This is a genomic window from Gordonia sp. 852002-50816_SCH5313054-c, assembly GCF_001665925.1.
Classification (GTDB): domain Bacteria; phylum Actinomycetota; class Actinomycetes; order Mycobacteriales; family Mycobacteriaceae; genus Gordonia; species Gordonia jacobaea.
This window is the reverse complement of sequence record NZ_LZTE01000086.1, coordinates 14860-37500: the sequence shown is the minus strand read 5'-3', so window position 1 is coordinate 37500 and position 22641 is coordinate 14860. Positions and strand designations below refer to the sequence as shown.

The 22641-nt window shown below is 64.9% G+C and carries 20 protein-coding genes and 2 tRNA genes; 14 read left to right on the top strand and 8 right to left on the bottom strand.

Features of this window, described 5'->3' with window-relative positions; genetic code table 11:
• Positions 1 to 13 precede the first annotated feature (13 nt).
• The 6 genes from rsmG to rpmH form a co-directional block, all read right to left on the bottom strand.
• Positions 14 to 748 (bottom strand): 16S rRNA (guanine(527)-N(7))-methyltransferase RsmG, encoded by a 735-nt coding sequence (gene rsmG, locus A5788_RS22350; protein WP_049699449.1) that lies wholly within the window; start codon positions 746 to 748, stop codon positions 14 to 16.
• Between the two features lie 156 nt (positions 749 to 904).
• Complete coding sequence (locus A5788_RS22345) at positions 905 to 1600, bottom strand: Jag family protein (RefSeq protein ID WP_049699190.1); 696 nt, start codon at positions 1598 to 1600, stop codon at positions 905 to 907.
• Positions 1601 to 1752: 152 nt separating this feature from the next.
• Positions 1753 to 2961, bottom strand: coding sequence for a membrane protein insertase YidC (gene yidC, locus A5788_RS22340; protein WP_049699189.1), 1209 nt, complete (start codon positions 2959 to 2961; stop codon positions 1753 to 1755).
• A 7-nt stretch (positions 2962 to 2968) separates the two neighbouring features.
• The gene (gene yidD, locus A5788_RS22335) at positions 2969 to 3430 is read right to left on the bottom strand and encodes a membrane protein insertion efficiency factor YidD (protein WP_049699188.1); all 462 of its coding nucleotides are present in this window, start codon (positions 3428 to 3430) and stop codon (positions 2969 to 2971) included.
• Positions 3430 to 3876 carry a ribonuclease P protein component gene (gene rnpA / locus A5788_RS22330; RefSeq protein WP_082937803.1) on the bottom strand — a complete coding sequence of 149 codons (447 nt, stop codon included), beginning with the start codon at positions 3874 to 3876 and terminating at the stop codon, positions 3430 to 3432. Before rnpA ends, yidD begins: the two co-directional genes overlap by 1 nt.
• Positions 3877 to 3949: 73 nt before the next feature.
• Complete coding sequence (rpmH, locus tag A5788_RS23730; RefSeq protein WP_005205903.1) at positions 3950 to 4093, bottom strand: 50S ribosomal protein L34; 144 nt, start codon at positions 4091 to 4093, stop codon at positions 3950 to 3952.
• 582 nt (positions 4094 to 4675) lie between these two features.
• Here rpmH and dnaA point away from each other — a divergent pair.
• The 11 genes from dnaA (at position 4676) to A5788_RS22270 (ending at position 18560) form a co-directional block, all read left to right on the top strand.
• A complete protein-coding gene (dnaA, locus tag A5788_RS22320; protein ID WP_049699186.1) occupies positions 4676 to 6304 on the top strand; it encodes a chromosomal replication initiator protein DnaA in 1629 nt (542 codons plus the stop codon).
• A gap of 567 nt (positions 6305 to 6871) precedes the next feature.
• Positions 6872 to 8038 (top strand): DNA polymerase III subunit beta, encoded by a 1167-nt coding sequence (dnaN, locus tag A5788_RS22315; RefSeq protein WP_064868006.1) that lies wholly within the window; start codon positions 6872 to 6874, stop codon positions 8036 to 8038.
• A 73-nt stretch (positions 8039 to 8111) separates the two neighbouring features.
• The gene (gnd, locus tag A5788_RS22310) at positions 8112 to 9062 is read left to right on the top strand and encodes a phosphogluconate dehydrogenase (NAD(+)-dependent, decarboxylating) (RefSeq protein WP_064868003.1); all 951 of its coding nucleotides are present in this window, start codon (positions 8112 to 8114) and stop codon (positions 9060 to 9062) included.
• Between the two features lie 12 nt (positions 9063 to 9074).
• Positions 9075 to 10271, top strand: coding sequence for a DNA replication/repair protein RecF (recF, locus tag A5788_RS22305; RefSeq protein WP_064868000.1), 1197 nt, complete (start codon positions 9075 to 9077; stop codon positions 10269 to 10271).
• A complete protein-coding gene (locus A5788_RS22300; RefSeq protein WP_064867997.1) occupies positions 10268 to 10831 on the top strand; it encodes a DUF721 family protein in 564 nt (187 codons plus the stop codon). Before recF ends, A5788_RS22300 begins: the two co-directional genes overlap by 4 nt.
• Positions 10832 to 11222: 391 nt before the next feature.
• On the top strand, positions 11223 to 13265 hold the full coding sequence (gene gyrB / locus A5788_RS22295) for a DNA topoisomerase (ATP-hydrolyzing) subunit B (protein ID WP_064867995.1): 2043 nt from the start codon (positions 11223 to 11225) through the stop codon (positions 13263 to 13265).
• A 26-nt stretch (positions 13266 to 13291) separates the two neighbouring features.
• Positions 13292 to 15778: a DNA gyrase subunit A gene (gene gyrA, locus A5788_RS22290; protein ID WP_064867992.1), complete on the top strand. Its 2487-nt coding sequence runs from the start codon at positions 13292 to 13294 to the stop codon at positions 15776 to 15778.
• 143 nt (positions 15779 to 15921) lie between these two features.
• A complete protein-coding gene (locus A5788_RS22285) occupies positions 15922 to 16968 on the top strand; it encodes a DUF3566 domain-containing protein (protein ID WP_064868183.1) in 1047 nt (348 codons plus the stop codon).
• A gap of 340 nt (positions 16969 to 17308) precedes the next feature.
• A tRNA-Ile gene (locus tag A5788_RS22280) sits at positions 17309 to 17382 on the top strand.
• A 62-nt stretch (positions 17383 to 17444) separates the two neighbouring features.
• Positions 17445 to 17517, top strand: a tRNA-Ala gene (locus tag A5788_RS22275).
• 614 nt (positions 17518 to 18131) lie between these two features.
• A complete protein-coding gene (locus A5788_RS22270) occupies positions 18132 to 18560 on the top strand; it encodes a DUF1622 domain-containing protein (RefSeq protein ID WP_064867985.1) in 429 nt (142 codons plus the stop codon).
• On the opposite strand, the gene A5788_RS22265 is transcribed toward A5788_RS22270, so the two are convergent.
• Both A5788_RS22265 and A5788_RS24410 read right to left on the bottom strand, forming a co-directional pair.
• Positions 18561 to 19334, bottom strand: a complete 774-nt coding sequence (locus A5788_RS22265) for a cutinase family protein (RefSeq protein WP_197494441.1) — start codon at positions 19332 to 19334, stop codon at positions 18561 to 18563.
• 179 nt (positions 19335 to 19513) lie between these two features.
• A complete protein-coding gene (locus A5788_RS24410; protein ID WP_231894050.1) occupies positions 19514 to 19933 on the bottom strand; it encodes a DUF4190 domain-containing protein in 420 nt (139 codons plus the stop codon).
• Positions 19934 to 20531: 598 nt separating this feature from the next.
• Between A5788_RS24410 and A5788_RS23970 the strand changes: the two genes are divergently transcribed.
• The 3 genes from A5788_RS23970 to A5788_RS22245 all read left to right on the top strand — a co-directional run bounded on the left by A5788_RS23970 (position 20532) and on the right by A5788_RS22245 (position 22535).
• Entirely contained in the window at positions 20532 to 21077 is a 546-nt protein-coding gene (locus A5788_RS23970) for a hypothetical protein (protein WP_064867982.1), read from the top strand.
• Positions 21078 to 21102: 25 nt separating this feature from the next.
• On the top strand, positions 21103 to 21633 hold the full coding sequence (locus tag A5788_RS22250; protein ID WP_082937800.1) for a peptidylprolyl isomerase: 531 nt from the start codon (positions 21103 to 21105) through the stop codon (positions 21631 to 21633).
• Between the two features lie 197 nt (positions 21634 to 21830).
• Complete coding sequence (locus A5788_RS22245) at positions 21831 to 22535, top strand: rhomboid family intramembrane serine protease (RefSeq protein ID WP_064867979.1); 705 nt, start codon at positions 21831 to 21833, stop codon at positions 22533 to 22535.
• Positions 22536 to 22641 lie beyond the last annotated feature (106 nt).

Below are 22641 nucleotides of genomic sequence, written 5' to 3'. Positions count from 1 at the left end.
GGTCCTCGCATTCTCACCTCGTTCGACGACGTTTCGGTGCACCGCGCTTGTCTCCGATCACCAGTGTCGTCGGCTGCTCGACAACAGACTTCCCGACTAGTTCGACGCGGAGCCCACCGATTCCGTTCCGTTCCGCGACCTTCCGATCCCGTTCGATCTCGTCGGGCGCCGACGATCCCTTCAGTGCAACGAGACGACCTCCGTCACGAATCAGGGGAGCGGACCATCTGCTGAGTCGGTCCAGGGGCGCGAGCGCGCGTGACGTGACTACATCCGCCGGCTCCACCTCCGCGCGGACCGCCTTCTCTTCTGCACGCCCGCGGACCACACGGACTGGAAGTCCGAGCGCGTCAACCGTCCGCTGCAGGAAATCGCTTCGCCGCAGCAGTGGTTCGATCAACGTGATCGTGAGGTCGGGGCGTGCGATCGCGAGCGGTATCCCCGGCAGGCCCGCGCCACTACCGATATCGATGATCGACTGCCCGTCATCGATGACTTCTTGAACCACCGCGCAATTGAGGATGTGTCGATCCCAGAGACGTGGAACCTCCCGTGGACCCATGAGGCCGTGGTCGATCCCGTCGGTCGCAAGGATCCTGCAGTACTGCTGCGCGAGTTCGAGACGGTCGCCGAAGATCGCTGTTGCGGCTGGGGGAGGGGAGTCCGCGACAGCGGCACGGTCCGCTAGGTCACCGTCGTCGGCCGTCGAGTGATCGCCATTGTCTCCGTCGGACCCGTCGTGTTTCACGTGAAACAGTGCCTTTCCTCTGGCGCGGCTCGCGTTCATGTTTCACGTGAAACACCGAACTACACGCATGTCATTCCTACCGGTGAAACAACGAAGTCCCGGCCGGAACCGGGACTTCGTAGCGCGATCTACCGCCGCATCGGCGGGCGATCCTGTTCAGTTCTTGATGACGACGACGCGACGCTTCGGTTCCGCGCCTTCACTCTCGCTCATGACCCCGTCGACCGCAGCGACAGCGTCGTGCACGATCTTCCGCTCGAACGGTGTCATCGGATCGAGCTGCTCCCGCTCGCCCGACTCGAGTACACGCTCCGCGACCTCGCGGCCCAGTCGTGCGAGCCGCTCGCGACGGTCCGCACGCCACCGCGCGATGTCGAGCATCAACCGGCTGCGATCACCCGTCGCCTGCTGCACGGCGAGCCGGGTGAGTTCCTGGAGTGCGTCCAGCACCTCGCCCTTACGACCAACCAACTTGGTCAGATCATCCCCGCCGTCGATGCTCACGATCGCGCGGTCACCGTCGACATCCAGATCGATGTCGCCGTCGAAGTCCAGCACGTCCAGAAGCTGTTCGAGGTAGTCGCCCGCGATCTCGCCTTCTTCGACGAGACGCTCCTCTTCGTCTTCCTCGTCAGCTTCGTCATCCGCGTCGGCGTCCTCGTTTTCGGCGTCGTCGGCGTCCGCCGTCGCGGCATCATCGTCGTTGGCCGTGTCTGTGGCGTCGCCGTCGTTGCCATCGGTCGTCGACTCGACGGTTGCCGTGTCGGCGGCCTCCTGGCTCGCGCCCGCCTCGAGGGTCTCGTCGCGTTCGGTCGACTCGGCGTCTGCGTGTGTTGCAGTCTCGGCTGTCATATCAGTTGCACCTCGCTGTGTGTTCATCGGTGATGTCTGTGTTGGGGGAGGGGAGAGTCTCTAGACGGACTCGTGCCGCACCGGCTCCTGGCTGTGTTTCCGCGCGACGTCATCTGCGCCTCGCAAACACCGCCACTCGGATCGGCGGCCGATCATCGTCGACCCTTCTTCCCGCCCCTCTTGTTGCGCTGATTGGAAGTTCCCTGCTTCTTCGGACCCGAGCCCGAGTTACCCGAGCTCTTCGACGACGCCGCGCCCGCGGGTTTCGCACCGGGCTTCGGCTTGCTTCCGACGACGTGCTGCGTCGAGGAGCTGTCGTCTGTGCCGTTGGTGTTGTCACCGTCTGAGGCAGCGTCAAGCGCCGCCTCTTCGGGAGAGTCGTCGGACTTGTCGAGCGAGAGGGGAGCCTGCCCCGAACCGGAGCTCTTGTTCTTCTTCGCTCGGTCGGGCCGCGCGCCGGGCTTGGGAGCATTCGCCTTGAGTTTTTCCTGCTTCGCTTGGCGCGCTTCCTCTTCTTCCTTCTCGATACGACCGAACACGATGTGCTGCTGCCCGTATGTCCAGATGTTGTTACTCATCCAGTACAGGAGGATCGCGACGGGGAAGAACGGACCGGTGACGAGGATGCCGAGCGGGAAGACGTACAGCGCCAGCATGTTCATCATGCGGGTCTGCGGGTTCTCGAGTGCCGCCTCGGGCTGCCGCGCGACCGATGCGCGCGAATTCATGTGCGTGGCAATCGACGCGATGATCATCATCGGGATGACGACGATCGCGATGTTCAGACGTGTGAAGTCGATCGGCTGACCGGGCTGCACGAAGGCCTGGAACTCGGAGACAGGCTCGGTGATGTACGACGACAGCGGGACTCCGAAGAGACGGGCGTCGAGAAAGTTCTGGACCTGTTCGGGGTTGAACGCATAGTTTCCGGTGTTACGCGTCTGCTCCGCGGTCATGTGCAACTGGCCCATGCCTGTGGCCATTCGGTTGAACGAACGCAGCACGTGGAACAGACCGATGAACACCGGGATCTGCAGCAACATGGGCAAACAGCCGAGCAGGGGATTGAACCCGTGCTCCTTCTGCAGCTTCTGCATCTCCTCGGTCATCTTGACCCGATCCTTGGCGTACTTCTTCCGGATCGCCTGAAGCTGCGGGTTGATCTCCTGCATCTTCTTCGTGGTGCGGATCTGCTTCACGAAGGGCTTGTAGAGGATCGCGCGCAGCGTGAAGACGAGGAAGATCACCGACAGCGCCCAAGCGATGCCATTGCCGCCCGGCGTGTTCGGTGTGATGTGGTCGAACACCCAGTGCCAGACCCACATGATCCAGGAGACCGGCCAATAGATGAAGTTCAGCACGGGACAGTTACCCCTCACTCTTCGCGGAGACACCCACGCTGATCGTGGTGTCCTCCGTGATTACACGTCCGCGCACCGCCGGCCCGCCATCAGCGGATCCGTCGTGCGTCGATGGAAACTCTTGGTCTTGCTCGGCCTGCTCATCGTCGAGAGCCTGCTGACTGTCGAGAGCCGGGTCGGGCTTCGGCATCCACGGCCACCGGAACGACTCCTCGGGCACCGGGTCGTAGCCGGGCTTGTGCCACGGGCCGCATTTGAGCAGTCGGATCACCGACAGCACGCCGCCGTAGAAGAAGCCGTGGCGTGTGAGCGCCTCGACCGCGTAACCCGAGCAGGTCGGTTCGAAACGACAGGTCGGCAGACGCAACGGCGACACCCAGGTGCGGTACAGCTCGATCAGGAAGATCACCACTCGACGTGGCAGCAGGTGGCAGAACCGGATGAATGCCTGGGTCGACGACGCTGACATCACAACGCACCGTCAGCAGATTCGGTCGAGAACGAGCGCGGAGCGTCGAGCACCTCGGCGGCGAGTCGTCGAACCTTGGCGTTTCGCAATGCTTTCCGAAGCTGCTCGGCCAACTCGACGCTCGACGCCTCGCCGGCGCTGGGAAGTGCACGCACGACGACCGAGATATCGGTCGTCGGAAATTCATCCATCACCTCTGCGAACGCCGCCCTGATTCGACGCGCCACGAGATGTCGGGTCACGGCATTGCCGACTGACTTGCTCACTATCAACCCGAGCCAGGGTCCGCCCGACGTCGCGACGTCGACTCGACGCCCCGTGTCGTCGGGCCAGCGCGTTGGCAGGATCGACAAGGTCAGAAGGAGATCACGCGACGATACCCGCACGCCCTTCTTGAGCGTGCGGGAGAAGTCGGATCGTGTGGAGATCCGATGGATTGACGCCATCACCGACCCAATCGCCACCGGAGTGTTCCGACGACGGACGATGCCGCCGCCGGGACTCGCGGTGTTGTGCAGATCAGGCCGAGAGCTTTGCGCGGCCCTTGCTGCGACGGGTGTTGACGATCGAACGACCCGCGCGGGTACGCATACGCAACCGGAAACCATGCACGCGTGCACGACGACGGTTGTTCGGCTGGAAAGTCCGCTTGCCCTTGGCCACGGCTGGTACTCCTTGTGTTCGTACGTAGGCACGCCAACTGCACGCGCACCCACGATCTCCTGAGTGGTCTTCTTATCCAGGCAGCGGTGCCGGACTCGTGCCGGTTGGATGACCCCGTTTTCGCCGAACGGACCGCACGCGGTCAACCCTTTGAATGACGGGAACGCCACCACGTAAATCCGCATACCTGGATGACCAGTCGAGACTACTGGACCCGGTGTACTCAAATCAAACGAGCGGATCCTCACCAACGCCGTGACCAGCGGTGACGAGTGCCATACCGCCCGCGCTACCTGCATGTGCGACACGCTCGACGACGTCCTTGCCGCACGACTTGTGATCTGGCCGAGCGAATTCATGCCTTGCGTTGTCGGCTCCGTGGTCGTTCTGTTAGCGTCATTCCCCAGTGACGGCGACCGATACGCCACTCACATCACCACGACGCAATCGCGGCGTCGAACCCATCCCGACTTGGTTGTACACAACTGTGGATAAGTGTGTGGACAAGTCGGCTCCCGCACCGGCATCGTGAGTCCCCGATGACTGATGCTGGTAATTTTCTCGGGGTGGGAAGGCCTGACCGTGACTTCTGATCGCGACTCGTTTGGCGAGGTCTGGCAACAGGTCGTCGCAGAGCTCAACGACGACTCCGCCGGCGGCGACCACGAACCTCTCACCCGGCAGCAAAAAGCCTGGCTCTCGCTCGTGCAGCCACTCACCCTTGCCGAGGGATTCGCGCTGCTCACCGTGCCGACGCCGCTGGTCCAGGAGCAGATCGAACGCACCCTCCGAGACACGATCCGAAGCGCGCTCTCACGTCACCTCGGACAACCCGTCGACCTCGGTGTCCGTATCGCGACGCCGAATCCGATCATCGACGCTCCCGCCGAGCAGCCGACCCACTCCTCTGCACCCGGAGCCGGTTTCGGCCCGGCAGAGGTCACCGCAGCAGAGATCAGCAGTGCCAACGGATCTGGCTTCGGCGCTGATCACAGCGCGCCCGGCCAGGCTGCGGCCAGCACACAGTCAGCCATCGACCAGCTCGGCACCGACTCCTTCGGCGCCCAGCAGCCTCCACGACCGTCGACGACTGCTGCCAATGGGACCGAGTCGCGGGGTGGACCGGCCAACTGGCCGTCGTACTTCGCCGAACGCCCAACCGCGGCGCCCACTCCGTCGGGCGCCAACCTCAACCCCAAGTACACCTTCGACACTTTCGTGATCGGAGCGTCGAATCGCTTCGCGCACGCGTCGGCCGTCGCTGTCGCCGAAGCCCCGGCGCGCGCGTACAACCCGCTGTTCATCTGGGGTGAGTCCGGTCTCGGCAAGACGCACCTGCTGCACGCAGCAGGGCACTACGCCCAGCGACTGTTCCCGGGTATGAGGGTCAAGTACGTCTCCACCGAGGAATTCACCAACGACTTCATCAACTCGCTGCGTGACGACCGTCGGGTCGCGTTCAAGCGCCGCTACCGCGACGTCGACGTGTTGCTCGTCGACGACATCCAATTCCTGATCGGCAAGGAAGGTATCCAGGAAGAGTTCTTCCACACCTTCAACACGCTGCACAATTCGAGCAAGCAGATCGTGATTTCCTCCGATCGTCCGCCGAAACAGCTTGCGACACTTGAAGATAGGCTTCGCACACGATTCGAGTGGGGCCTGATCACCGACGTTCAGCCACCCGACCTCGAGACCCGCATCGCCATTCTGCGCAAGAAGGCGCAGATGGACAGCATCGCTGTTCCTGACGACGTCCTCGAATTGATCGCGTCGAAGATCGAGCGCAACATCCGCGAGCTCGAGGGCGCCCTGATCCGCGTCACCGCGTTCGCCTCCCTGAACAACACCGACCTCGACAAATCACTCGCCGAGGTGGTTCTTCAAGCGCTGCTACCGAATTCAGGCACGCTCGAGGTCAGCGCGGCGTCGATCCTCGCGATCACCGCGGAGTACTTCGACATCTCGGTCGACGAATTGCGGGGGCCTGGCAAGACCAGGGCCATCGCGCAGGCGCGTCAGATCTCCATGTACCTGTGCCGAGAGCTCACCGACCTCTCACTGCCGAAGATCGGCGAAACCTTCGACCGTGACCACACAACCGTCATGTATGCCGAACGCAAGATCCGCAAGGAGATGGCCGAGCGCCGCAAGGTCTACGACCACGTCCAGGAACTCACCGCGCGCATCAAACAGCGCGCCGTCGGCTGACAGAACCGCCAGGATCCCCCTTGAGACCCTCCGCTCCCGCCCGGGCGTGGAGGGTCTTGTCGTTCCGGGCCAAAACGACAAGTCTCAACCACAACCCAAGGGTCTCCGGCGATGGCTTCAGGCCGATTTACACCTCTTCCCGACGACGCTCTCGATATCTTCGCGGTCGCCGGATGGCTGTGGATCGACTGTGAGTAACGAAGGTGTTGATGTGTACAGAACGTGGACGATGCTCGAACGGATTCCAACATGTGCACAACCCGACCTACCCGCCCAGGATCCGTCCACCCGCCATCCACACCTCGTCAGTGCTCTGACATGGGATCCGGCGTGTTGTCCACAGTTTGCACAGTGCCTATGACTGTTATGGATCCCTCTCTTAAAAGAACTTCTTTTAAGAAGCTGTTGTGCACACCGCGACCGAACGTCGTCGTCGACTCGTCCGATCCCGAGACGGGCACGCGTCGGTCGCGGCGTGGCGACTTGACCCCAACGACTCCCCGTCACGCGATCGCGCTCTAGAGTGGGAACTCCTGGCGAGTACCGAGAGAAGGGCAACCACCGAGCATGAAGTTCCGTGTCGCGCGTGACGAGTTCGCCGATGCCGTCGCCTGGGTAGCGCGCAGTTTGCCGTCTCGCCCGCCCGTTCCCGTGCTCGGTTGTGTGGTTCTCCTGGCCGACGACGCCGGGTTGACCGTCTCCGGCTTCGACTACGAGGTCTCGGCACAGCAGCAGATCGGCGCCGAGGTCGCAGAACCGGGGCAGGTCCTGGTGTCCGGGCGCCTGCTGGCCGACATCACCAAAGCTCTCCCGAACAAGCCGGTCGACGTCTCGCTCGACGGCGCCCGCGTCGCCATCACCTGCGGCAGCGCGAAGTTCTCGCTGCCCACCATGCCCGTCGAGGACTACCCACAGCTTCCCGACGTCCCGGCCGTGACCGGACTGATCCCGGCGCAGGTGTTCGCCGAGGCCATCTCCCAGGTCGCCGTGGCCGCCGGCCGCGATGACACGCTCCCGATGCTCACCGGCGTGCGCGTCGAGATCGACGGCAAGACCGTCGTACTCGCAGCCACCGATCGCTTCCGCCTCGCGGTACGTGAATTGGAGTGGGAGCCAGCCGATTCCGGTGCTTCGGGTGCCGTTCTCGTCCCGGCGAAGACGCTGTCGGAGAGCGCACGGACCGCGAGTTCGGACTCCGGCGACGTGAAGCTGGCGTTCGGTAGCGGTTCAGCACTCGGTGGCGAGGGGATCCTGGGCATCGTCGGAGAGACCAAGCAGACGACCACCCGCCTGCTCGACGCCGAGTTCCCGAAGTTCCGCCAGCTCCTGCCCGCGAGCCACACCGCCATCGCGACCATCGAGAGCGCACCGCTCATCGAGGCCATCAAGCGTGTGGCGCTGGTTGCCGAGCGCGGCGCGCAGGTGCGTATGGAGTTCCGCGACGGATCCGTACTGCTCACGGCGGGCGGCGACGAAGCAGGCCGTGCTGAAGAAGAGTTGCCCGTGCAGTTCTACGGCGAGCCGCTGACCATCGCCTTCAACCCGACCTACCTGCAGGACGGACTGTCGGCGATCGGCGTCGCGACCGTCGACTTCGGATTCACGACGCCGAGCCGGCCCGCGGTGCTGCGTCCGGCGGGCGGCGACGAACCCATCGCCGACGAATCCGGAGCTTTCGTCGCACCCGACAGCGTCTTCACCTACCTGCTGATGCCGGTTCGCCTGCCCGGATAGCGGCTCATACGTTGAGTCCGAGTAACGAAACATCAAGGCAGCACTGATCTTTCACGCACGCGAAGGGGAAGCCATGCAGCTCGGACTGATCGGCCTCGGCAAGATGGGTGCCAACATGCGCACCCGTATCGAGCGCGGTGGCCATAAGGTCGTCGGCTACGACCCGCGTCCAGAGGTCTCCGATGTCGCGTCGATGGCAGACATGGTTTCCGCGCTCGACGCGCCTCGCGCGGTGTGGATCATGGTGCCCTCGGGCGAACCCACCCAGCAGTGCGTCGCACAGCTCGCCGGCCTGCTCGAGCCGGGCGACGTCGTCGTCGACGGTGGTAACTCCCGCTATACCGACGATGAGCCTCACGCAAAAACTCTGGGCGACAAGGGAATCGGATACCTGGACTGCGGTGTCTCCGGCGGTGTGTGGGGCTTGGAGAACGGGTACGGTCTGATGGTCGGCGGATCCGACGCCGACGTCGAGCGGCTGATGCCGATCTTCGACGCACTGCGGCCGCCGGGTGAGCGAGCCGACGGATTCGTTCATGCCGGACCCGTCGGAGCCGGGCACTACGCCAAGATGGTGCACAACGGCATCGAGTACGGCCTGATGCATGCGTACGGCGAGGGGTATGCACTGCTCAACGCCGAGCCGCTCATCGTCGACGTCGAGGGCACGATGCAAGCCTGGACCCAGGGCACGGTGATCCGGTCGTGGCTGCTCGATCTGTTGGTCCGGGCGTTGCAGGAAGATCCGGGTCTCACCGAAATCTCCGACTACACACCGGATTCCGGCGAAGGTCGATGGACCGTCGAGGAAGCGATTCGTCACGCCGTGCCGGCCAACGTGATCTCAGCCGCGTTGTTCGCGCGCTTCGCGTCGCGGGAGAAGGGCGGTTCGCCCGCGCTCAAGGCGGTGTCGGCGCTACGTAACCAGTTTGGTGGACACTCCATGCAGAACACCGCGGGCAAGAGCGTCGGCGAGACCGGAACGCCGGTGCAGAATCCGTCGAATACCGCTCCGCCCAACTGATTTCGACGTCCCGTGTTTGTTCGTGAACTACACCTGCGCGACTACAGATCGTGGCCGTCGGCAGACCTCACCCTTCGCCCCGAACCGACGATCTTCACCGGCCGCAACGGTTTTGGCAAGACGAATCTGCTCGAAGCGCTCTTCTACATCGCGACACTTCGCTCGCACCGGGTGAGCTCCGACGCCCCGCTGGTCCGATCCGGGGCGACGTCGGCGTCGGTCGGAGCCACCGTCGAGAACGCGGGTCGCGAACTCGCGGTCAGCCTGCAGATTGCTGCCGAAGGGTCAAATAAGGCCTGGCTCAACGGATCTCCGTGTCGACGCCCGCGCGAGATCCTCGGAGTGCTGCGTGCGGTGCTGTTCGCCCCCGAAGACCTGCTACTCATCCGCGGCGACCCTGGTGATCGTCGACGCTTCATCGATGAACTTGTCGCCCAGCGCGGACCGCGTTGGGCTGCAGCACGTTCCGACTACGACCGGGTGCTACGGCAACGGTCCGCTTTGCTCAAGACCGCGGGCGCCGCGCTGCGGCGAGGAGGATCCGATGCCGACTCGGTGATCAGCACCCTCGACGTATGGGACGGTCAGCTCGCCGATCTCGGTGGCCAGGTGACCGCTGCGCGGATCGAGGTGGTGCGCGATCTCGAACCGCACTTCGTCGCCTCGTACTCGTCGATCGCTCCGCATTCTCGTCCTGCGGCGTTGAGCTACCGGCCGTCGGCCGGTCCGGAGCTGGTGCCGCCGCGCGACGTCGAACCGGATCCGGACACCATCGCGGCCCAACTACTCGAGCGACTCGGCGAGACGCGTACCAGGGAGATCGAGCGCGGCGTCAGCCTTGTTGGTCCGCATCGCGACGACGTCGACATCATTCTCGGGCCCGAGGTGGCCAAGGGTTTCGCCTCGCACGGTGAATCGTGGTCGCTCGCGTTGGCGTTGCGACTCGGGTCGGTCGAGCTCGTGCGCAGCGAGGGGATCGAACCGGTCATCATGCTCGATGACGTGTTCGCTGAACTCGACGCCGCGCGGCGTCGCAAACTCGTGGAGTTCACCGCCGGTGCCGAACAGCTGCTGATCACCGCGGCCGTCGCTGAGGACATCCCCGAGGGTGTCGGTGGTAGGCGTATCGGAGTGGACGTCGTCGACGAGGCCGACGGCACGCGGCATTCCGAACTGATGTCCGAGGCAACTGAGAGCATGGACTCGTGAGCGACACCCCTGAAGAGCAGCCACGTACCGACTCGTCTGGTGGCGACGCGTCGAGCGGGTACGAGCGGGCACGCCGCGCCTTGGAGGAGGCACGGGCGTCGGCGCGTGCGGCGGGCAAGTCGGTGGGACACGGCCGGGCGTCGCCGATTCGACGTCCGCGCGGCTCGTCGAGTCGTCGTCGCTGGTCGGGCGCAGGCCCGGATTCGCGGGATCCGCAGCCCTTCTCCAGGCTCGTTGGCGGCCTGGCGCGCGACCGCGGGTGGGAGCCACAGATCGCCGAGGGCACGTTGTTCGGGCAGTGGTTGCAGATCGTCGGACCCGATATCGCCGCGCATGCCAAGCCAGAAGCGTTGCAGGACAAGGTACTTCACGTACAGGCCAAATCGACTGCGTGGGCTACGCAGCTGCGGTACGTGCAACGTCAGATCCTGGCGAAGATCGCCGCGGCCATCGGCGACGACATCGTGACGTCGCTGCGGATCACCGGCCCGAAGGCGCCGTCGTGGCAGAAGGGTAAACGTCACGTGCCCGGTCGGGGTCCCCGCGACACCTACGGCTGAGCCACATCGGCCGCCCGAGGCGACGCCTTACACCTCTACACCGACAAACCTCGTCCGACGCCGCTCTGAGCCGATTTTTATCCCCAGACCACCGCGGATCGCGCATGTTGTGCAGAAAATCGATCTGAGCGCGCGTTAGCGGCCCCGGATGGTGCTTCCTGAGCGATTGAGGCAGTACACTGGAGACAGTTGTCCCGGCAGGGGAGATCAGCAGCCGTGACCGACGGTCATATACGAGCGGGCGAGAGCCCGGCTTCTCGTCGTGTGCCCGTGGTCGGCGCTGACCACATCACCCCTGTCCAGCGTGACACGACTGGAGTGCCAGCCGTGAACGAGGCAGCGCGCACAAACACGAGCGCAGTCGAGAGCAGAAGAGGAGCGGACGCACCCCGTGGCCGACACGAATGACAAGAAGAGCCGGAAAAAGCCAGGTGAGTACGGTGCCGAGTCGATCAGCATCCTCGAAGGACTCGAAGCGGTCCGCAAGAGACCAGGTATGTACATCGGTTCTACCGGTGAGCGGGGCCTGCACCACCTGATCTGGGAGGTCGTCGACAACTCCGTCGACGAGGCGATGGCCGGCTACGCCAGCAAGGTCGACGTGACGTTGCTCGAGGACGGCGGCGTCGAGGTCGTCGATGACGGTCGCGGTATCCCGACCAGCATGCACGCGACCGGTGTCCCCACCGTCGAAGTTGTCATGACGCAGCTACACGCGGGCGGCAAGTTCGATTCCGACGCGTACGCCGTCTCCGGTGGTCTGCACGGTGTCGGTATCTCTGTGGTCAACGCGCTCTCGACCAAGGTCGAGTTGGAGATCAACTACGGCGGCTACCACTGGGAGCAGACGTACAACTACGCCAAGCCCGGTCCGCTGGTCCAGGGCGCGGCGACGCGCAAGACGGGCACGACGGTCAGGTTCTGGGCCGACCCGGAGATCTTCGAGACCACCACATACAGCGCCGAGACCGTTGCGCGCCGTCTGCAGGAGATGGCGTTCCTCAACAAGGGCCTCACCATCACGCTGACCGACCGGCGGCCGCAGACGGCTGCGGCCGATGCCGTCGTCGAAGGTGACGAAGACACCGCCGAGAAGCCGAAGACCGCCGAGGAAGAGGCGGTGGCTCCCGCAGTCACGAAGCCGCGCACGCGCACCTATCACTACCCCGACGGCCTGATCGACTACATCAAGCACCTCAACCGCACCAAGACGCCGATCCACCAGTCGGTCATCGGTTTCACGGCCAAGGGCACCGGTCACGAGGTCGAGATCGCGATGCAGTGGAACTCGGGATACTCCGAGTCGGTGCACACCTTCGCGAACACGATCAACACCCACGAGGGCGGTACGCACGAAGAAGGCTTCCGCGCGGCGCTGACCTCGACGGTCAACAAGTACGCGCTCGACAAGAAGCTTCTCAAGGAGAAGGACGGCAAACTCAGCGGCGACGATATCCGCGAGGGTTTGGCAGCTGTCATCTCCGTCAAGGTCGCCGATCCGCAGTTCGAGGGTCAGACCAAGACCAAGCTCGGTAACACCGAGGTCAAGAGCTTTGTGCAGAAGACGTGCAACGAGCATCTCGGTCACTGGTTCGAGGCCAACCCGGCTGAAGCCAAGATCATCGTGAAGAAGGCCGTCGACTCCGCGCAGGCCCGCCTCGCGGCTCGCAAGGCGCGAGAGTTGGTGCGCCGCAAGACCGCAACTGATATCGGTGGCCTGCCCGGCAAGCTTGCCGACTGTCGCAGCAACGACCCCACCAAGTGTGAGGTCTACATCGTGGAGGGCGACTCCGCCGGTGGCTCGGCCAAATCCGGCCGCGACTCGATGTACCAGGCGATCCTGCCGATCCGCGGCAAGATCATCAACGTCGAGAAGGCCCGCATCGACCGCGTCCTCAAGAACACCGAGGTCCAGTCGATCATCACCGCGTTCGGCACCGGTATTCACGACGAGTTCGACCTCGCCAAGCTGCGCTATCACAAGATCGTGCTGATGGCCGACGCCGACGTTGACGGCCAACACATTTCGACGCTGCTGCTGACGTTGCTGTTCCGCTTCATGAAGCCGCTGATCGAGAACGGTCACGTCTACCTGGCACAGCCGCCGCTCTACAAGCTCAAGTGGCAGAAGCGCGAACCCGAATTCGCATACTCCGACCGTGAACGCGACGGACTGCTCGAGGCTGGACGGGCCGCGGGCTGGAAGATCAACACCGACGACGGCATCCAGCGCTACAAGGGCCTCGGCGAGATGAACGCGAAGGAACTCTGGGAAACCACAATGGATCCCGCTGTTCGCGTGCTCCGCCAGGTGACCCTCGACGACGCCGCCGCGGCTGACGAACTCTTCTCCGTGTTGATGGGCGAGGATGTGGCCGCACGCCGCAGCTTCATCGCCCGCAACGCGAAAGACGTTCGCTTCCTTGACGTCTGATCTCTCACGAATCGAAAAGGATACTGATGACTGACACCACACTCCCGCCAAACGGGGGAGCGGGCGATCGCATCGAACCGGTCGATCTCGGCCAGGAGATGCAGAACAGCTACATCGACTACGCGATGAGCGTCATCGTCGGTCGTGCCCTCCCCGAGGTGCGCGACGGACTGAAGCCCGTGCACCGCCGACTTCTCTACGCGTCCTACGACGCCGGGTTCCGTCCCGACCGCGGCTACGTGAAATCCGCGAAACCCGTTGCGGAGACGATGGGTAACTACCATCCCCACGGCGACAGCGCGATCTACGACGCCCTGGTGCGCCTCGCGCAGCCGTGGTCGATGCGCTACCCGCTCATCGACGGTCAGGGCAACTTCGGTTCGCGCGGCAACGACGGCGCGGCCGCCATGCGTTACACCGAGGCACGCCTCACGCCGCTCGCAATGGAGATGCTGCGCGACATCGACGAGGAGACAGTCGATTTCACGCCCAACTACGACGGCAAGACCAACGAGCCGACGGTGCTGCCCGCGCGTATCCCCAACCTGTTGATCAACGGGTCGGGCGGTATCGCCGTCGGTATGGCCACCAACATCCCGCCGCACAATCTCAATGAGGTTGCCGACGCGGTGTTCTGGGCATTGGAGAATCCAGAGGCCGACGAGGAGACCATGCTCGCGGCGTGCATGGAGTTCGTGAAGGGACCCGACTTCCCCACGGCCGCACTGATTGTCGGCAGCCAGGGTATCCGCGATGCCTACACGACCGGCCGCGGCAGCATCCGTATGCGCAGCGTCGTCGACATCGAGGAGAACAAGGGCACCACCACCCTCGTCGTCACCGAACTGCCGTACCAGGTCAACCCCGACAACCTGATCGCGTCGATCGCCGAACAGGTCAATGAGGGAAAACTCAAGGGCATCAGTCGAATCGAGGACCAGTCCTCCGACCGCGACGGCATGCGCATCGTCGTCACACTGCGCCGCGACGCCGTCGCCAAGGTCGTGCTGAACAACCTCTACAAGCACAGCCAGTTGCAGACCAGTTTCGGCGCCAACATGCTCTCGATCGTCGACGGCGTGCCGCGCACCCTGCGGCTCGACCAGATGATCCGCTACTACGTCGCCCACCAGATCGACGTCATCGTGCGTCGTACGCGGTACCGGTTGCGCAAGGCCGAAGAGCGCGCACACATTCTGCGCGGTCTCGTGAAAGCCCTTGACGCACTTGACGAAGTGATCGCGTTGATCCGTGCGTCGGCCAACACCGACGCGGCGCGACAGGGCCTCATCGGTCTCCTCGACATCGACGAGATCCAGGCCGACGCCATTCTCGCGATGCAGCTGCGTCGCCTGTCTGCACTCGAGCGCCAGAAGATCGTCGACGAGTTGGCCGAGATCGAGCTGGAGATCGCCGACCTCAAGGACATCCTCGAGAAGCCTGAGCGTCAGCGCGCCATTGTGCGTGACGAGCTCAAGGTGGTCGTCGAGAAGTTCGGCGATGAGCGTCGAACGAAGATCATCGCGGCAGACGGCGACGTCGCCGACGAGGATCTCATCGCGCGCGAAGACGTCGTCGTCACCATCACCGAGACCGGATACGCCAAGCGCACGAAGACCGACCTCTACCGCAGTCAGCGGCGTGGCGGCAAGGGTGTGCAGGGTGCCGGGCTCAAGCAGGACGACATCGTCAAGCACTTCTTCGTGAGCTCCACCCACGACTGGATCCTGTTCTTCACGACCAAGGGCCGCGTCTACCGTGCCAAGGCGTACGAGCTTCCCGAGGCCAACCGCACCGCGCGGGGCCAGCACGTCGCCAACCTGCTGGCATTCCAGCCGGAGGAGCGGATCGCCCAGGTCATCCAGCTGAAGACCTATCAGGACGCGCCGTATCTGGTGCTCGCCACCCGCAACGGCCTGGTGAAGAAGTCCAAGCTCGAAGACTTCGACTCCAACCGGTCCGGCGGAATCGCGGCGATCAACCTTCGCGGCGAGGACGAACTGGTCGGCGCGCAGCTGTGCAGCTCCGACGACGACCTGCTGCTCGTCTCCCAGAAGGGCCAGTCGATCCGGTTCCACGCCGACGACGAGACGCTGCGCCCGATGGGACGCCAGACCTCCGGCGTCCAGGGCATGCGCTTCAACGGCGACGACGAGTTGCTGTCGCTCAACGTCGTGCGTGAGGGCACCTACCTCCTGGTCGCGACGTCGGGCGGCTACGCCAAGCGCACTCCGATGGACGACTACCCGGTTCAGGGTCGCGGCGGCAAGGGCGTGCTGACCATTCAGCACGACCGCAGGCGCGGCGAACTGATCGGCGCGATCATCGTCGACGACGATTCGGAGCTGTACGCGATCACCTCGGGCGGCGGAGTCATCCGCACGGCCGCCAAGCAGGTCCGCAAGGCGGGGCGCCAGACCAAGGGTGTCCGTCTGATGAACCTCGACGAGGGAACCACCCTGATCGCCATCGCACGCAACGCCGACGAGCCCGACGTCGAGGCTGCCGAGTAGCCCCAAGGGTCTCGGCGCAACAGTCCCGACCCCACGGCGGTCGCTTCAGCCAGTGGGAGCGGTTCAACCGTTAGTGTGGTGTGCAACGCCAGCCCGCGTCGTTGTGGCTGGGAGTGCACGCGTTATGGAGTGAGGGAACACGAGTGAGCACACCGAACGACCCGGACGACAAGAAGTCGACGACCGGCCGGCCCTCGGGCCCAACCGACTCCGGTAACTCCGGGGATCCGGCGCGGTCGTCCGGTCCGGGTCCTTCGGGTGCTCAAACTTCAGGGTCAGACCAGGTGACCCACCCGATGCAGCAGAAGAATCCGAACCCGGTCGGGGCTCCCAAGCAGGGTGGCCTCGTGCCGCCGTGGCAGCGCGGTGGCGTGCCGCCGCAGGCCCCTAACGGCCAGAACGGCCCGGCGCCTCAGGGCGACCCGCAGCAGAACGGCAAAGCCGGTCCGCCGCCGAATGGGACCAGCGGCCCGCCGCCGAATGGGACGAGCGGTCCGCCGCCCAGCGGAAAGGGCGGCCCGCCGCCGCGGGGCATGGTGACGTCCGAACCGGCCGGGGGACAGGCGCCTGTCACCAAACTCGACAGTCCCGCCCGCCCTGACGGTCCATCTCGTTCATCCGCGTCGTCGACGCCTGTGGGAGGCGGCTCGGGTGCGCGTACCGGATTCGTCGAGTCACCTACGCGGACGATCGTGCGTGACCCCTCCGAGGACGAGCAACTGCCCGACCTCGACCAGATCCACCACACCGCAGAGGTCCGCCAGTCCGCTGAGGTGGCCCCTGTGGCGGCTCCGCGCTCGGCACCGGCTCAGGTCGGTCCTGCGACGGCGCTGCGTGCCGCTGTGCAGATCCGCCGGATCGATCCGTGGGCGACGTTCAAGATCTCCGCTGTACTCGCCGTCGTCGGATTCTTCATCTGGATGATCGCCGTCGCCGTCCTGTACCTGGTCCTCGACGGCATGGGCGTCTGGGACCAGATCAACAGTTCGTTCGGCACGCTCGTCACCGCTGACGGGTCGTCGAGTGAGGGCGACGTGATCGGCGCAGGCACGATCTTCGGCTACGCCGTGCTGCTCGGCGCGATCAACGCGATCCTCCTGACCGCCATCGCCACCATCGGCGCGTACATCTACAACCTCTGCGCCGACCTCGTCGGCGGCGCCGAGGTCACGCTGGGCGATCTGGACTAGCTGGTCGCGCCGACGGTCCGCTGGTCGAGCTTGTCGAGACCACTGTGGCAGGCTCTGCTCGCTGGTCGAGCCGCACCCGTTGGTCGAGTTGACCCCCGCTGGTCGAGCCGTCCGTCCGCTGGTCGAGCTCACCGCCGTTGGTCGAGCTTGTCGAGACCACTCCGGCGAGCCGCCCTCGCTGGTCGAGCCGAGCCGCACCCGCCGGTCGAGCCGCACCCGCTGGTCGAGTTGACCCCCGCTGGTCGAGTTGACTCCCGCTGGTCGAGCTTGTCGAGACCACCTCTGACCAGCCGTTTTGGTTGTTGACGACCTCGTCGGGTAACCTCAATCCTCGGTTCACGGGCCTATAGCTCAGGCGGTTAGAGCGCTTCGCTGATAACGAAGAGGTCGGAGGTTCAAGTCCTCCTAGGCCCACTGCGAGTGGTTGTTCGTCAGCCCGTTTCGCAACCCGTCGGTCGTGTTTCGACGCCCGGCACGGGGCCTTAGCTCAGTTGGTAGAGCGCTGCCTTTGCAAGGCAGATGTCAGGAGTTCGAATCTCCTAGGCTCCACAAGCAAGTACTTCACGGCCGCTCTTGTCCGCCACTCGGACCGCGCACAGCGCGTCGACCACATTCCCCCCGTAAGGCTCCGACGCCGTGTCCGGCAGTATGCGGTCTCTCGGCGCAGTTTCTCGCGGAAGAGTCCACCTGCCGCGCAGAAGCTAGGGGAAAGAATCTTTCCTCGGGTCCCGTACCTTTCCTCGAGTTGTTGCTGGGGGAAGGGCAAGAAGCGCGGGGAAGAGTTCCGCGAAGGCGCTGAAACTAGGGGAAGAAGCGCCGCGACGTGCAGAAACTAGGGGAAAAGTCCGCCTGCTGCACAGTTTCTCGCGGAAGAGTTCACCTGCCGCGCAATTTGTGGGGGAAGAGTCCGCCGGCCGCGCAGAACCTAGCGGAATGAACGCTTCCCCTAGTTTCGGTTTCTCGCGGACTGCCCGTCGGCCGCGGATACGGCGATAAGCCGCCCCGCCGCGTCGCGCAGAAACAACCGGAAGACGCCGAAGCACCCTGACCCAGGCCAACAACCGTAACGCGCACCCTCAGGCCCCAGGCCGACTCACGACCTACACCTCACAACACGCCTCGATGCGCCGTCGCGGCGACGCTGCGCTGCGTACTCTCTCCACATGCACATCGAGGATGTCTTCTCCGGGGTCGCAGTGGCGTTCGAGGCGATCGGTGCGCTGACGATGGTGCTCGGGTTCATCATGTCGCTGATACTGGCCGGTCGAGCGCTCCGACGCGGTGAGGGAGGCGAAACCGCCTACTCGACGCTGCGCAACACCCTCGGTGCCGCGATCCTGCTGGGCCTCGAGGTACTCGTGGCAGCGGACTTGATCCGCACGATCACGTCCAAGCCGTCGATCGAGGACGCGCTGATCCTCGGGATCATCGTCTTGATTCGAACTGTGCTGTCGATGTCGATTCAGATCGAGATCGAGGGCGTCGTCCCGTGGAAGCGTGCACTGCTGACGAGCGGCGCTTCCCTGGCCGGCAGAGAAATAGCGCGCGACGCGGCCGCACAGACCGCGTCACGCGCTACTAACAACGACTGATTAAAGCCGCGCTGCCGCGTACTGCGCGGCCTGGACGTTCATGCCGTTCACGGCGTACAGCACGTGCAGACCGTTCGGCTGACCCACTGGAGCGCCGTCGCACACGACGTCGCCCGGGATGCAGTAGGTGACGGTCTTGGGCTTGTACCGCGGTCCGACGTTCATCTCAGGTGCCCCGACGTCGCGGATCCAGCGGTCCGACGGGGGAGCGAAGAGCACGACGGCTTTGACGCGGGGTTCCACCTCGGCAGGCATGGCCTTGGGGGCCTGCGACGCGTACTCGGCATAGCGCGCGGGAACGGCGATTCCGCTGTTTGCTGCGTAGGCCGCAACCGCGCCGCCCTGGGAGTAGCCGCCGAGAACGATTCCTGTGTTCGGGCATCGCGCCGCGGTGGCCTTGATGTGATCCTGCGCATCTGTGATGCCTGCAACCACGTTGCGGACAAACGCCACGCGGTTGTTGAAGTTGTTGCTGGCGGGGTAGTCGACGCCATAAACCGCCACCGACTTGCCCGGCAGCTGCGCCCTCAGTGCCTGCGCAAAGGACAATCCCGTGAGCCCGACGGGCGGCGCGGTTTCTGCCGTTCCACGAGCGAACACCACCTCGACGTCGGGGCACGACGCCGCAGATGCGTGCGGTGCTGCAGCGAGGACACCGCCGGCAGCGACGACGAGCGAACCCGCCAGGAGCGCTATCCAACGGGCGGCACTGTTCAGAGGCGAGATGCGACGATCACGCCCGGAGCGTGGACGCGGAAAGGCGAGCTTCGGCATGGAGTTCCTTTGCGGAGTCGTGCGCCGGCAGACGTCGATCACAGCCGACTGTGGACGAGAGTACCCACGGTATTCGTCCATTGTGGCCACTCGGATGGGTCTCAGTTCACACCTATTCACAAATCCGCGGAATCAATTTGCGCGCCGGTAGGAGACCGACTGCGCCAACAGGCAGCCCGTCAGAAGACGAAGATGAACAAGTAGACCAGCAGCGCGACGATCGCCACTGCGACCCACACCCAGCCGAGGCGGATCGCTGCCGTCGCGAACGGCATGCCGTACTGGGGTCGGGAGCGGATCTCATCGCGTGCGCGGTAGCCGAGATAGATGCCGATCGGCGACGTGATACCTAGTAGCGACAACACGAATGCCCAGATCGCCGTGCGGTTCATCGTCGTCGTCGACGATGCCGGTGCTGCAGTCCGAGGCGGTGCCACGGGCTCCTCCTGGTCTTCGACGCGGGAACCGATGCCTTTTCGGTTCGACGGTTCTTTCACAGCCGAGTATGCCTGCGTCGCCGACGCCTCGGCCGGGCCCACCGGTTGAGCGTCGCGCGAAGGCGTGTTGGCGGGGACGTCGCGACGCGGCGGGACGAACACCCGTTCTCCGCTCCGTGCGTATTCGCTTGCGCCGGAAAGACTTTCGGTTGGTGGCGGCGTCGTGCCCGTTCTTCCGACTGGGTCACCGGCGCGCGGGGGAGGACCGCCCGGCGCGCCGATCGGAGCCCTACGTCCCGGCGGTGGCACCGGCGCCCCTGGGCGTTGCGGCGGCACGGGTCCCTGTCCTGGCGGCCTTCCCGACGACTGTCCGGTTCCCGGGCCGGGCTGCGCGCCGGGTGCTGGCGGGCGTTGCGGCGGGGCGCCGACCTGCCATCCCGGTCGCGGACCGGTGTTTGGTGGAAGCGGCCTGTTGCCCTGTGAGGGTGCCGGGCCGTTCCCCGTGGCTGGACGCGGGGGCGGCGGCCTGTTCCCGGTAAACGTAGGGTTGGCGCCGGCCGGGCCGGGACCCGTTCCGTGCTGGTCGTGCGGGTTGCTGCGCAGGGCAGGGCCCCCGTCACGAGGGCCGGTGCCGACATCGCGAGGGCCAGGCCCGACGTTCCGCGGAGCGGGTCCGGCATTCCGCGGCACTTGGCCGCTGTCGCGCGGTGCAGGGCCGTTCTCGCGCGGGGCAGGAGCGCTGTCGCGCTTAATAGGCCCGTTGTCGCGGCCCGAAGGCGCGCCGCCGCGTGCGTCCGGACGCACCGACCAGCCCGATGACGGTCCGTTCGCGCGCTCCCACGGCGCGGAGGCCGGGGCCACGCTGTCACGCGCGGGTCGTGATTCCGAGTCTGTTGTCGGCTGCGACGGCCTGTCGGCAGCCGCTGCGTCGTCCTTCGACAGGGGAAACCACCCCGATGCTCGGTTCACGCCCGACTCGCTGTCGGCGTCGTCGGATCGGGTGTCGTCGGAGTTCACGGGTCCAAATTACCTGCACCGGTGTCCCGAGACCGCATGGACCGTCGACTACGTGACCTTCCCGACGGGCTATCCGGCCTCGGGGCCAGCGGTGATCGTCGTCGGCAATTCATCGATCCGAGGAACCGTTGCCGAGATCGGCGGCGGCTCCTGCCGACTCCGACGGAGTACGACGACGACGGCTGCCGCGACGGCCGATACCAGCGCGAGTCCCCCTGCGATGGCGAGCACCTGCTTCTTCTGCATGTGCACAGCGTGCCAGTTCGCTGCGGGCGGATGCCACTTCTGACACCTACCGGCGCTGAGGTGGTTGTATGGAGGGCGTGAGTATTGAAACGCAGACCGCGACCATCCACACCAACCGCGGTGACATCGTTGTCGACCTGTTCGGAAATCACGCACCCAAGACCGTTGCCAACTTCACCGGCCTCGCCGATGGCAGCAAGGAGTACAGCGAGCCCAACGCTTCCGGAGGCAACTCCGGACCGTTCTTCGACGGCTCGGTGTTCCACCGCGTCATCGAGGGCTTCATGATCCAGGGCGGCGATCCGACGGGCACCGGCCGCGGTGGCCCCGGATACCGCTTCGAGGACGAGTTCCACCCGGAGCTCTCCTTCGACCGTCCGTACCTCCTCGCGATGGCAAACGCCGGACCGGGAACCAACGGATCACAGTTCTTCATCACCGTCGGACCGACGCCGCACCTCAACCGTCGCCACACCATTTTCGGTGAGGTGACCGATCCCGCATCGCAGCAGGTTGTCGACGCTATTGCGACGACCTCCACCGACCGCGCCGACCGTCCGCTCGACCCGGTCGTCATCGAGAAGATCGAGATCAACTGAACACACCGCAGCAACCGACGCGCGCGTCGCAGGTCTGCTACCGGCACCCCGATCGCCCGACCCTGCTCTCTTGCAGCAGGTGCGGGCGTTCGGCGTGTCCGGAGTGCCTCACCCCGGCCGCCGTCGGGCAACACTGCGTCGAATGTCGCGGCGACGACGGGTCGCGGCGCGCGGCGTCGAGCGTCGAAACCGCACAGATCTCGACGCCGACGGCCACGCGCAATACCCCGATCGGCACCTATGCGCTGATCGCCGTCAACGTCGTGATCTTCGCGCTCTGCGTGATCCAGGCAAAGTCGTTCGACGCCGGGCTCGCGCCTCTCTTCCAGCACGGCGACCTCGTCAGAGCCGACGTCGCCAACGGCGAGTACTGGCGACTTCTCACCGCGGGTTTTCTCCACTTCACCGTGATGCACATCGCGCTGAACATGATTTCGCTCTACATCCTCGGCCGTGACCTCGAGACAGCACTCGGACACAGTCGCTACCTGATGGTCTACTTCATCGCTCTTTTCGGCGGAAGCGCCGCGGTGATGCTGTTCGAGGCGGGCAACGTCCGCAGTGCCGGGGCCTCCGGCGCGATCTACGGACTCATGGGCGCAATGCTCGTGATCGTCCTCAAGGCCAGAATTTCCCCGACCGGAGTCATCACGATCATCGTGATCAACCTGGTCTTCTCGGTGACGATGCCCGGGATCTCGCTGGCCGCCCACATGGGTGGTCTTGTCTTCGGTGCCGCCGCGACGGCCGCTGTCATCTACCTTCCCGCTCGGCTTCTGCCGGACGAGTCGCGTACCCAGCACAACGCTTCGCGAGTGGGGTGGATCGCGCTGATCGTGCTGCTCATCGTTGCGATCGCGCTCGGCATCATCGCCGGAAGCTCGAGGTCGGGTCTGCTCTGAGCAGGCTTCCACGACACCCGCAATCGATAGCTCAGTTAGTTGTCCACAGGAGTTACCCACAGTGGGGATGAATTACACACATGTAATTCGGCCTCGCGACGTAGTT

Coding starts and splice junctions, on each gene's coding strand:
- A5788_RS22345 (WP_049699190.1), bottom strand. CDS start 1,600: ATGACAGCCGAGACTGCAACACACGCAGACGCCGAGTCGACCGAACGC.
- yidD (WP_049699188.1), bottom strand. CDS start 3,430: ATGTCAGCGTCGTCGACCCAGGCATTCATCCGGTTCTGCCACCTGCTG.
- rnpA (WP_082937803.1), bottom strand. CDS start 3,876: ATGGCGTCAATCCATCGGATCTCCACACGATCCGACTTCTCCCGCACG.
- dnaN (WP_064868006.1), top strand. CDS start 6,872: ATGAAGTTCCGTGTCGCGCGTGACGAGTTCGCCGATGCCGTCGCCTGG.
- gnd (WP_064868003.1), top strand. CDS start 8,112: ATGCAGCTCGGACTGATCGGCCTCGGCAAGATGGGTGCCAACATGCGC.
- gyrA (WP_064867992.1), top strand. CDS start 13,292: ATGACTGACACCACACTCCCGCCAAACGGGGGAGCGGGCGATCGCATC.
- A5788_RS22270 (WP_064867985.1), top strand. CDS start 18,132: ATGCACATCGAGGATGTCTTCTCCGGGGTCGCAGTGGCGTTCGAGGCG.
- A5788_RS22265 (WP_197494441.1), bottom strand. CDS start 19,334: ATGCCGAAGCTCGCCTTTCCGCGTCCACGCTCCGGGCGTGATCGTCGC.
- A5788_RS22250 (WP_082937800.1), top strand. CDS start 21,103: ATGGAGGGCGTGAGTATTGAAACGCAGACCGCGACCATCCACACCAAC.